The organism is Streptomyces sp. Ncost-T10-10d (assembly GCF_900091955.1).
Lineage (GTDB): Bacteria > Actinomycetota > Actinomycetes > Streptomycetales > Streptomycetaceae > Streptomyces.
Genome location: NZ_FMDF01000224.1, coordinates 64298 through 76049 on the forward strand (window position 1 = coordinate 64298; position 11752 = coordinate 76049).

The window sequence follows — 11752 nt, forward strand, 5'->3', positions numbered from 1 at the left end:
GCGGTATCAACCGGGTGAAGAAAGCGCGTTCCTGATTGACGGGTACATGAACACTCGACGGATCTCTCGACACGTATCCCTCACGGTCCTCAACATCAACTGGTCCATTCCGTGAAGAACTTGGGGGTTCCGTGCCTGCGTACCGAAGAATCGCGCGACGTCTGCTGATGCTTCGCGCGGTACGCGGGATCTGGGGCCGGGTCGTCGGTCTGGCCGTCGTCGTGACGCTGGCCGTCGGCTCGCTGGCCCTGGCCGGAACCGGCTTCCCGCTTTTCCCGGATGCGCCCGAGGCAGCCAAGGGCCCCGGCCAGCGCTGGGGGAGCGCCGAAGGGCGCAGCCACGTCGGAGGCGGCCCTGGCAACACCGAGTCGCCGACCTCGGTGCGCGCGAAGTACCCGCTCAAACCACCGCAGTCGGCCCGGCCGGCGGTCCGGCCCAACATCGCCGAGGTCACCGCACCGCCCGCCGCCCGGACCACCGGATTCGACCGCGCGACCAGCACGGAGCTCGTCTCCGAGCGGGATGCCCGCAGCCGCACCTACGCCAACCAGGACGGCACCCGCACCACCGAGATCTCCACCACGCCCATCAACTACCGTGACGACAAGGGCGACTGGCACCCGATCGACGCGAAGCTGACCGGGCGCGAGAACTCCGCCCGGACCGCCCGCGCGGGTGCGGGGGCCGCCGGGTGGGCCAACACCGCCGACTCGGTCGGCCTCGACCTGGCCGCCCGTGCCGATGCCCCGCAGCTCGCCGCCCTCACGCTCCCGTCCGGTGAGTCCTTCTCGTACGGGCTGAGCGGCGCCGCTCCCGTGCCGGGCAGCGCGGACGGCACCAGGGTCAGCTACGAGCAGGTCCTGCCCGGCACCGATCTCTGGCTGGACTCGCAGGCCGGCGGGGTCAAGGAGACCCTGGTCCTGCACTCCGCGTCCGCCCCCGCCGAGTTCGTCTTCCCGCTCGCGCTCGACGGCCTCGACGCCGCCGTCCGGGACGGTTCGATCGTGCTCACCGGGTCCGACGGCCGCACCAGGGCCGTCATCCCGGCCGGGTTCATGACGGACGCCCGCGGCGCCACCTCGTACGCGGTCCGCTACACCCTCGTCGAGCGGGACGGCCGCCCGGCCCTGAAGGTGAACGCCGACCGCGGCTGGCTCACCGACCCGGACCGAGCCTTCCCCGTCCGCGTCGACCCGTCCGTCGAGACCGGCGCCGCGTCCACCTCCATGTACGTCCGGGACGGCGGCCCGTCCGTGGTCGGCACCGACGAACTCCAGGTCGGCCGCGGCCCGTCCGGCGCGACCTACTCCTACCTCGGCTTCCCCGGCCTCGACGACCGGCTGCGCAACCACCGGATCTTCGGGGCGCAGCTCCAGATCGTGAACTTCGACTCCGCCTCCTGCAAGGCGCGACCGGTCTCCGTCCACCCGGTCACCCAGTCCTGGACCGCGGGCACCAGCACTGCCTACCCGGGTCCGTCGGTCGGCGGGGCGCTGGCCACCAGGTCGTTCGCGTACGGGCACGTCGCCTTCGGCGCCTCCCGGTCCAACTGCCCCGCGGCCGGGGAACTCTTCGACCTCGGCAAGGGCGGCCGCGACCTGGTCCAGCGCTGGGCCGACGGCACCCAGCCCAACAACGGCCTGTCGCTGCGCGCCTCGGCCACCGACACGCTCTCCTTCAAGAAGCTCACCGGCCACGCCACCGCGAACCCGCCGAAGCTGTTCGTCACGCACTCCCCGTACAGCGCCACGTACGCCTTCCCCAAGCCCGTCCCCGACCCGCCGGTGCTGCAGAACCAGGCGGGCAAGGTCAAGGTCGCGGTGACGAACACGGGGGCCGAGACCTGGACCCCGAGCACCTACTACCTCGCGTACCGCGCCTATGACGCCAAGGGCAAGCTGGTCACCCAGCAGCGGTCCGCCAACCTCACCGGCAACGTGGCGCACGGGGCGAAGACCACCCTCGACGCGACCATCAAGGCCCTGCCGCCGGGCACCTACCTGCTCGACTTCACCATGGTGCGCACCGGCGGCAAGGTCTTCACCGACGAACAGGTCCCGCCCGGCCGGCTCACCCTCCAGGTCTTCGACATCGCCCCGGTGGTCAAGGAACAGTTCCCGCCCAACGGCTACCAGGCCCAGACCCTCACCCCGCAGCTGTGGGCCGCCGGGGTCGACATCGACGCCCCGCCCGGCTCCGCCCTCCAGTACAAGTACGAGATCTGCGAGGCCGGCAAGGACGGCAAGCCGACCGGCTGCACCACCTCCGCCTACCAGACGTCGTCCGCCTACCCCGTCCCGGCCGGCCGGCTGAAGTGGGGCACCACCTACCTGTGGCGCGGCTTCGTCAAGGACGCGTCCAACGAGGTGCCCACCGCGCAGCTCGCGCTGGTCGCCGCCGTGCCGCAGCCCGAGATCACCTCACGGCTGTCCGAGGCGCCCGGCAAGGAGTTCGACCCGAACGTCGGGAACTTCACCTCCTCCGCCATCGACGCGTCGCTCACCACGACCGGGCCCGACCTGACCCTCGTCCGCACGTACAACAGCCTCGACCCGCGGCGCGACCTCGCCTTCGGGGCCGGCTGGTCGACCCGGTACGACATGCGGCTCACCGCCGACGACGACGGCAGCGGCAACGTCGTCATCCGCTACCCCGACGGCCAGGACGTCCGCTTCGGCAAGAACCCCGACGGCACCTTCGCCCCGCCGCCCGGCCGGTACGCCAAGCTGACACTGGACGCCACGGCGGGCACCTACCGGCTCCAGGACAAGTCCGGCACCAGCTACGACTTCAGCACCGGCGGCCTGCTCACGAAGATCACGGACGCCTCGTCCAACGTGGTCACCTACACCTGGTCCGGCGGGAAGATCCAGAGCGCCGCGCACGCCCGCAGCGGCCGCGCGCTGAACTTCACCTGGACCGGCTCCCACGTCACCGCGGTGTCGACCAACCCGGTCGACGGCGCCCCGCTGACCTGGTCGTACACCTACACCGGCGACCTGCTCGACAAGGTCTGCGACCCGACCGGCGGCTGCACCCGGTACGAGTACGGGGCGGGCAGCCACTACGGCAGTACGGTGCTCGACTCCCGCCCCGAGTCCTACTGGAAGCTGGGCGAGGCCGAGGGCACGGCCGCCGACAGCGCCGTCGAGGCCAACCTCGGCAAGGACCGCGGCACCTCCACCGATGTCACCCTCGGCGCGGCCGGAGCGATCTCCGGCGACCCGGGCACCGCGGCCGGATTCAACGGCAACACCTCCCGCATCGTGCTGCCCTCCGGCACCCTCAAGAAGAGCCGCGACACGGCCGTCGAGGTGTGGTTCAAGACGCCCGCGACCGGCGTCGGCGGCCCGCTCGTCGGCTACCAGAACAAGGCCTGGGGCACCGCGCCCCAGGCCGGTGTGCCCGCCCTGTACGTCGGCAACGACGGCAAGCTGCGCGGCCAGTTCTGGACCGGGACCGTCGCCCCGATCACCGACATCACCAAGAACGTCAACGACGGCAAGTGGCACCACGCCGTGCTCTCGGCGTCCGGCTCCACGCAGAGCCTCTACCTGGACGGCAAGCTTTCCGGCACCCTCACCGGCAAGCAGCTCGTCGCCGGCGACCTGACCTACAACCAGATCGGCGCCGCACACGCCACCACCCCGGCCTCCTGGCCCGGCTGGGGCAGCACCGGGCCCCGCTCCTTCGCCGGCACCATCGACGACGTCGCCGTCTACCACCATCCGCTCGGTGCGACGGCCGTCGCCGGTCACTACCGCGAGGGCACCCGGACCGCGGACGTCCTGACCCGGACGACGCTGCCGTCGGGCCGCACCGCCTCCGAGGTCACGTACGACACCGCCCGCGACCGCGTCCAGGAGTACACCGACCGCAACGGCGGCACTTGGAAGATCAGTACGCCCGCGGTCTTCGGCAACGACACGGACCTGCGCCGCACCGTCGAGGTCCACGACCCGGTCGACTCGCCGTACTTCTACGAGTACGACGGCCTGACCTCGCGGATGCTGCGCTACGGCGAGCCGATGGCGCTCGGCGCCCGCGACTCCAACCCCGCACCGAGTCCGTCGGACACCGACCCGCCGCAGGAGGTCTGCACCGAGCCCGACCCGGGCGACCCGGCGTTCTGCACCAACCCGCCCGGTGACGGCGGCGGCGAACCGGACTTCATCCGGCACCCCGCCGACGGTGTCGCCATCCGTCTCTTCGAGTACGACGACAACGGCTTCCAGACCGGCATCATCAGCGAGAACGGCGACCGGGTCACCCTCGGCTACGACGACCGGGGCAACGTCACCAGCCGCACCACCTGCCGGGCCAAGGACGACTGCCAGACCTCGTACACCACCTACCCGACCCCGGCCGGCGACATCGACCTGCGCGCCGACCAGCCCTCGCAGACCCTCGACGGCCGGTCCTCCGGCCCCACCGACACCCGCTTCCGCACCCAGTACCAGTACGACGTCCGGGGGCTGCTCACCCAGCAGACGGCGGCCGACGGCGGCACCGTAAAGAACACCTACACCACGGGCGCCGAACCCGCCGTCAACGGCGGCAACACCCCCACCGGGCTGCCGCTGACCTCCACCGACCCGCGCGGCAAGGTCACCCGCTACCTGTATTTCACCAGCGGTGACCTCGCCCAGGTCACCGAAGCCTCCGGCCTGGTCACGAAGTTCACCTACGACGCGCTGGGCCGCAAACTCACCGAGACCGCCATCTCGGACGCCCAGCCGTCCGGCGCCACCATCACCCTCGCCTACGACAAGCTGTCCCGGCTCGTCTCCACCACCGAACCGGCCGCCACCAACGTCGTCACCCTCTCCAAGCACCAGCAGCGCACCGCCACCGGCTACGACGCCGACGGCAACACCGTGCGCACCGAGGTCGGCGACGTGCTCGGCGGTGATCCCGCACGGGTGATGACCTTCGAGTACGACGCGTACGGCCGGCCCGAGAAGGTGAGTGACGCCGAGGGCGGCGAGACCACCTACGGCTACGACACGCTCGGCAACAAGACCTCGATGGTGGACGCCAACGGCAACCACTTCGACTACGTGTACACCGCGCGCAACATGATGGCCGAGACCCGGATGCGCGACTGGGACGACGACGGCGGGGACCCGGAGTACACCGTCCTGCAGTCGTACGCGTACGACATGGGCGGCCGGGTCGTCCGCAACACCGACGCGATGGGACGCGACCTCGTCTACGAGTACTTCGGCGACGACCTGCTCAAGTCCCTCACCCTCAAGGGATTCCACAACCCCGACGGCACCCGCCGGGACATCGTCGTCGAGTCCAACACCTACGACGGCGCCGGCAACGTCCTCACCGAGAAGGCGAACAACGGCAAGCTCGTCACCGAGTACACCTACGACGCGGTCGGCCGCACCAAGTCCGAGGTCACCGACCCGGCAGGGCTCGCCCGCCGGACCACGTACACCTACGACCTCGCGGGCAACGTGGAGACCACCACGTCCAACGGCGCCCCCTCCAACGTGCCGTGGCCCACGAGCGTCACACCCGAGACCGTCCGGTACGTCTACGACGACGCGGGCAACGCCCAGCAGGAGATCGTCCAGAACGGCACCGACAGCCGCACCACGGTCTACGGATACGACCAGCGAGGCCTCGTCACCTACCGCACCGACCCGGCGGGCAACCGCACCGACTACGCCTACGACGAGGTCGGCCGCCCGCTGTCGGCCACCTCGCCCTCCGTGGCGACCGAGTCCGGCGGCGCGGACCCCGTCACCTCCCGCCCGACCACCTACACCGGCTACGACAGCTTCGGCGCGGTCACCGAATCCGTCGATGCCCTCGGCAACACCAACCGCACCACCTACGACCGGCTGGGACGCACCCTCACCGCCACCGCCCCCGGCTACCGGGCCCCCGGCTCCACCGAGACCGTCACCCCGACGACCTCCCGGAGCTATGACGCGCTGGGCAACGTGGTCACCGCGACCGACCCGCTCGGCCAGGTCACCGAGTTCCACTACGACCGGCAGAACCGGCTCACCGACAAGGACGTACCCGTCGGCAAGGACGACGAGCACGCCCGGTGGTCGTACGCCTACACCCGCACCGGCGAACTCCTGTCGGTCACCGACCCGTCCGGGGCGCGCGCCGAGACCACGTACGACGACCTCGACCGGCCCGTCACCACCACCCGCATCGAACGTAAGCCGCTGCCCGCCGCGTTCACCACCCGCAACGAGTACGACGACACGGGCAACGTGGTCAAGCAGACCGAACCCGGCGGCGGCATCAGCCTGTACGGCTACGACAATCTGGGCCAGCTGACCCGGGCGACCGACCCGGGCGGTGTGGTCACCCAGTTCGGTTACGACATGAGCGGCCGCGAGGTCCGCAGCACCGACGGCATGGGCCGTACCTCGGCCAAGCTCTTCGACGCCTTCGGCCAACTGGTCCGGGACTCCGACCTGGACGCGACCAACAGCCTGCTGCGCAAGGTCGACTACGGCTACGACACGGCCGGCAATCTGACCACCTCCACCGACCCGCTGGGCCGCACCACCCGCTACGACTACGACGCCCTCGGCCGGCTGACCGGGCAGACCGAACCCGTCTCCGACACCGAGTCCGTCACCACCTCCTTCGGGTACGACGCCCTGGGCAACCGCACCCGCTACACCGACGGCCGCGGCAACAAGACCCTCTACACGGTCAACACCCTCGGCCTGGCCGAGTCGGTCGTCGAACCGGCGACCAGCCGCGACCCCGCACCGCAGGACCGCACCTGGACCACCGCGTACGACGCCGCAGGCCGGCCGGTGAAGCTCAGCGCGCCCGGCGGCGTGGTCCGCGAGCGCGGCTACGACCGTGCCGGGCTGCTCGTCCACGAGAGAGGCAGCGGCGCCGAGGCCGCCACCGCGGAGAAGAACTTCGGCTACGACTCCTCGGGCCGGCTGACGAAGACCTCGTCCCCCAAGGGCGACAACACCTACGCGTACAACGACCGCGGCTCGCTGATCGAGGCGAAGGGGCCGTCCGGCACCGCGACGTACGAGTACGACGCCGACGGTCTGCTCACCTCCCGCGCCGACGCCGCCGGCACGGCGAACTTCGGCTACGCCCGCAGGCAGCTGACCTCCGCCACCGACCCGCTCACCGGCGCCAACCAGACCTACCGCTACGACGGGGCGGGCTCCGTCAAGGAGATCGACTACGGCGCCGGCCAGTCGCGCAGCTTCGCCTACGACGATCTGGGCCGGATCGACACGGACACCATCAAGAGCAGCGGCGGCGCCACCATCGCGTCGACCGACTACGGCTACGACTCCGACGACCACCTCACCTCCAAGAAGACCACCGGAACGGCCAAGGCCGGTGAGAACAGTTACGGATACGACCAGGCCGGACGCCTGACCTCCTGGACGGAGAACGGCACCACCACCGAGTACGGCTGGGACAAGAGCGGCAACCGGGTCAAGAACGGCGACAAGACAGCCACCTTCGACGAACGCAACCGGCTGCTGTCCGACGGGGACTACACCTACGACCACACCCCGCGCGGCACCCTGGCCGGCCGGACCAGCTCCGGGATGACCGAGGAATTCACCTTCGACGCCTTCGACCGGCTGACGAAGGCGGGGGAGTCCGGGACGGAGTACACCTACGACTCCCTGGACCGGGTGGCCTCCCGCAACCAGGCGGACTTCAGCTACGCGGGCCTCGCCCCCGACCCGGTCAAGGACAACAACTCCACGTACGGCAGGGGCGCGTCCGACGAACTGCTCTCGGTCGCCGAGGGCACCGGCGCGGCGCAGCTGACGGTGACGGACAAGCACGGCGACGTGGTCGGCGACATGTCGGCGACCGACGGCGCGGCCACCGCGCTGACCGGTTCCACGGCCTTCGACCCGTTCGGGCAGCCGTCCGCGTCGAGCGACGCACAGCCGGGCACGGCGGGCAACGCCGGCTACCAGGGCGACTGGACCGACCCCGACACCGAACAGGTGAACATGGGGGCGCGCTGGTACGACCCGGGCACCGGGGTCTTCGACTCCCGGGACTCCTACACGTACGCCTCCGGAGCCTCGATCCTCGCGAACCGCTACACCTACGGTGCCGGCTCCCCGATGGACTTCACCGACCCGGACGGGCACTGGCCCAGCTGTGGCTGGTGCAAGAAGGCGTACAACAAGATCAAGAAGAACAAGTACGTCCGTGCCGCAGTCAAGACCGCCAAGAACATCGTCAAGGCGGTCGTCTACACGGTCCGCCACCCCATCTCCGCACTGAAGAAGGCCCTCAGCTACGCGGGCAAGGCGGCGAGCTACATCTACCGCAAGTCCGGCCTCAAGCGGATCGTCGACGCCGGCGTGCGGATCGCGAAGAGCGTCGGAAACAGTACCGGGTTCACCCAATGGGCCCGGGAGAAGGCGGCCGAGGCGCGCAGGATCTACCACGAGACCCGGGCCGCGGTCAGCCGCAAGGCCCGGGAGGCGGCCGCCTTCGTCGCGAAGCACAACCCGATCCCCGAGATCGTGGCCGCGGCCCGGCCGCTCATCGCGGTGGCCAAGGCGGTGGTGACGGCCGATCCCAATCTGCCGGCGATCCTCGTCGGCGCGGCCAAGGACGTGATCGCGGACGTGGCGAAGGCGACGGACGCCATCCGTGAGGCGGTGGTCGAGCAGGTCGGCGCCGTCGTCGAGACGGTTCGCGACTCCGTCGACTGGGGCGCGGTGTGGGAGGGCGTCAAGACGGTCGGCAACGTGGTCGGCGATGTCACCGGCTTCAACGACATCAGGGACTGCGTCACCACCGGCGACATGGAGGCCTGCGCCTGGGCCGTCGCGACGGTGGCCGGTGTGGCCCTCGGCGGCGTCGGCGCGGGCGCGGTCCGGGCGGCCAAGGCGGGCCGGATGACGGTGAAGGCCGCGAAGTACGCGGACGACATCGCGAAGGCCGCCAAGAAGGCCGACGAGACACTCGACCGGGTCGAGTCGGCGGTCGAATGCGTCCAGCTCGCCTCGGACCTGGTGGGCAACAGCTTCGTACCGGGCACCGAAGTGGTGATGGCCGACGGCAGCCGCCGACCGATCGAACAGGTCGAGGCGGGCGACAAGGTCCGGGCCACCGATCCCACCACCGGCAAGACCTCCACCCAGGAGGTCACCGCCACGATCAAGGGCAAGGGCCTGAAGAAACTGGTCCGCCTGACCCTCGACACTGACGGCCCCAAGGGCACCGCCACCGACACCCTGACCGCAACCGCCGGCCACCCGTTCTGGGTCCCGTCCGCACGCAAGTGGCTGAAGGCCGAGGACCTGAAGCCCGGCCAGTGGCTGGAGACCGGCTCAGGCACCCACGTCCAGGTGGAAGCGGTCCGCGGCTGGACACAGGCGGCGGCGGTCTACAACCTGAGCGTCGACCGGGCGCATACGTACTTCGTGACGGCGGGGGCCACTCCGGTCCTGGTTCACAACTGTGGCGCAGCGCCGGGGCGGGCGGCAAAGGGCTCCACGCTTGAGGGATACGCCGCTGCGAATCGCGGAAGGAACCAAGCCACGACGCCCGACTTCGTCACGGAATACACTTCACCTTCCGGGAACAGGTATTACGGCCGTACGCAGGGCAACACCGAAATCGAACCGGGTTCGGCTCTGGACGATGTCCTGGGTGCCAATGGGCGTCGCACGTGTTCGGAGATCTGCGCTTTGAACGAAGCCCAGAAAGCTGAGGGAGACTCGGCCATCTTTGGAGGGCATTTCAAGACTTTGCGTGTGAGACCTCTGGGTTCCCCAATGGAAAGCGGGGTTCCGTTCGATCCGTGTGAAGAGTCATGCAAGATCGTCATTAGGAAGACCTTTGGAACTTTCTAGCCAAGCGGCGCAGGGCGGCCGGTCGTCGGTACTCGATGCCCTGCGGGCAGCAGGGTGGTTCGAGGGCAGGCGCTTCGACTGCTCGGCCTGGATCGAAGCTCTGGGAGCGGCAGGATTCGCACCGAATCCCCTGGCCCTCCGCCTTTGGGAGGAGTTCGGTGGGTTGAAGATCGCCAGTTCCGCAGCTCGCACCCCCGCTTCTTCGCTGTACGTGGAGCCGATGGATGCCTGCATCGATTCGCTCGACGAGGCGAAACGATTGGCCCGGCGGTTCGGCGAGAACTTCTCCCCTCTCGGGATGTGGTCCATTCAGTTCAGGTCCTACGTAGGGGAGTCCGGGAGGGTGGTCGCCGTAGGGCCGATGGTGATGTGGGACCTGGGCTCAAGTTTCTCCGAAGCTCTGGCCTACGTCGTGAACGGAGACGAGGGCGGGAGCCGGGCCCAAGAAGCCCCCTGGCTGGCCGAGCCGGCGTAGGTGGCGGCCTGTCGGCGCTGTGGAAGTCGGACCGCTCGCGCCCGGTTCGCCACGCCGGGGTGGGCGCCCCGCCGGCACGGCCACCCCGGCGCGCCTGCGCTCACTCCCCCATGCGCAACGCCGCGTGCAGCCGGGCGCTCTGGGTGGTCATGGCTCGCTTCAGGCGCGGGCCGACCGGCTTCTCCACGTACCGGTGGATCAGCCAGGCGAGGATCAGCAGCGAGCCGACCGCGCCGAGCAGTGTCGGGATCGGAGGCAGGCCCCAGCCGCGGTGCAGGACCCGGATGGCGAACCAGCCGAGATGTTCGTGCACCAGGTAGAACGGGTAGGTCAGGGCGCCGGCGACCGTCAGCCAGCGCCAGTTCGCCCAGCGCAGCCACCCCAGTGCCACCGCGGCGACCGAGAGGAACGCGGCGGCGACGATCAGCTGGATCACGTACGGGGAGCGGTGGAAGTCGCCGTCCATGCCCGGGTGCCAGAGCGCGGTCACGGAGTAGCGCTGGCCGAGGAGAAAGCTCATCACGACGATGCCCCACAGCAGCAGATCACTGCCGTACCGGTGGATCAGGTACAGGGCCAGGCCGCCGATGAAGTACGGCGCGTGGTCGCGCATGACCAGTTCGTCCGTCAGGGGGGTCTGGGCGACCCGGGCGAGCACCCCCGCGAACGTCCACAGGCAGCAGAAGGCCACCACTCTGCGGTAGGTGACGCCGCGCCAGACGACGAAGAGCGCGAAGAGAACGTAGAAGCGCAGCTCGACCCAGAGCGTCCAGCACACGCCCAGCACCCGGTCCGCGCCCATGGGCTGCTGCAGCATCGTCAGGTTGAGCAGCAGTTCGTCCGGGCGCAGTGGCTTCACGACGACCGGCAGGACGATCGCGGCCGCCGTCACGAGGATGATCGCGGCCCAGTACGCCGGGTAGAGGCGGGCGACCCTGGACCGGAAGAAGTCGCCCAGCGAGCGCCCCCAGCTGCTCATGCAGATGACGAAGCCGCTGATGACGAAGAAGAACTGCACCCCGAGACAGCCGTAGACGGCCGCCTGGGAGAGGGTCGGGAACATCTGGCCCGGCGACTGCCCCCAGGACTGAGCGACCGGGCCGTCCTTCCCCGCGAAGTGATACAGACAGACCATGAGGGCGGCCAGGATGCGCAGTCCGTCCAGGGCCCGCATCCGGCCTGCGCCTGCGCCGGAGCGCGGATTGCGCAGGGCGGGGGGCGCGGACGGGGCGGGTATCGCGGCAGCCGCAGCGGACCGGGTTGTCGTGGGCGCTTCGGCCACGGTGATGCTCCTCTCCCGGAACGGACCGGGACGTGTGGAAACTGGAACCGGCCGCCCCGGGCCGCTCGCGCGGACGGCCGGGCCTGCTGCCGTGCCGGGGACGGCCGGAGGATCGCCGTCATCGCGGCGACGGAGCAT

The 11752-nt window shown here is 70.1% G+C and carries 3 protein-coding genes; 2 read left to right on the top strand and 1 reads right to left on the bottom strand.

Annotated features, from left to right (window positions below; genetic code table 11):
• Positions 1-131: 131 nt before the first annotated feature.
• Both GA0115254_RS47305 and GA0115254_RS40020 read left to right on the top strand, forming a co-directional pair.
• On the top strand, positions 132-9857 hold the full coding sequence (locus GA0115254_RS47305; RefSeq protein WP_141720994.1) for a polymorphic toxin-type HINT domain-containing protein: 9726 nt from the start codon (positions 132-134) through the stop codon (positions 9855-9857).
• Entirely contained in the window at positions 9808-10332 is a 525-nt protein-coding gene (locus GA0115254_RS40020; protein WP_256103023.1) for an SUKH-3 domain-containing protein, read from the top strand. Before GA0115254_RS47305 ends, GA0115254_RS40020 begins: the two co-directional genes overlap by 50 nt.
• Before the next feature lie 100 nt (positions 10333-10432).
• Here GA0115254_RS40020 and GA0115254_RS40025 read toward each other — a convergent pair whose 3' ends face one another.
• A complete protein-coding gene (locus GA0115254_RS40025) occupies positions 10433-11506 on the bottom strand; it encodes an acyltransferase family protein (protein WP_176740490.1) in 1074 nt (357 codons plus the stop codon).
• Positions 11507-11752 lie beyond the last annotated feature (246 nt).

Excerpts from the sequence above, each read along its gene's own strand:
- GA0115254_RS40025 (WP_176740490.1), bottom strand. The coding sequence starts at position 11,506 with ATGCGGGCCCTGGACGGACTGCGCATCCTGGCCGCCCTCATGGTCTGT.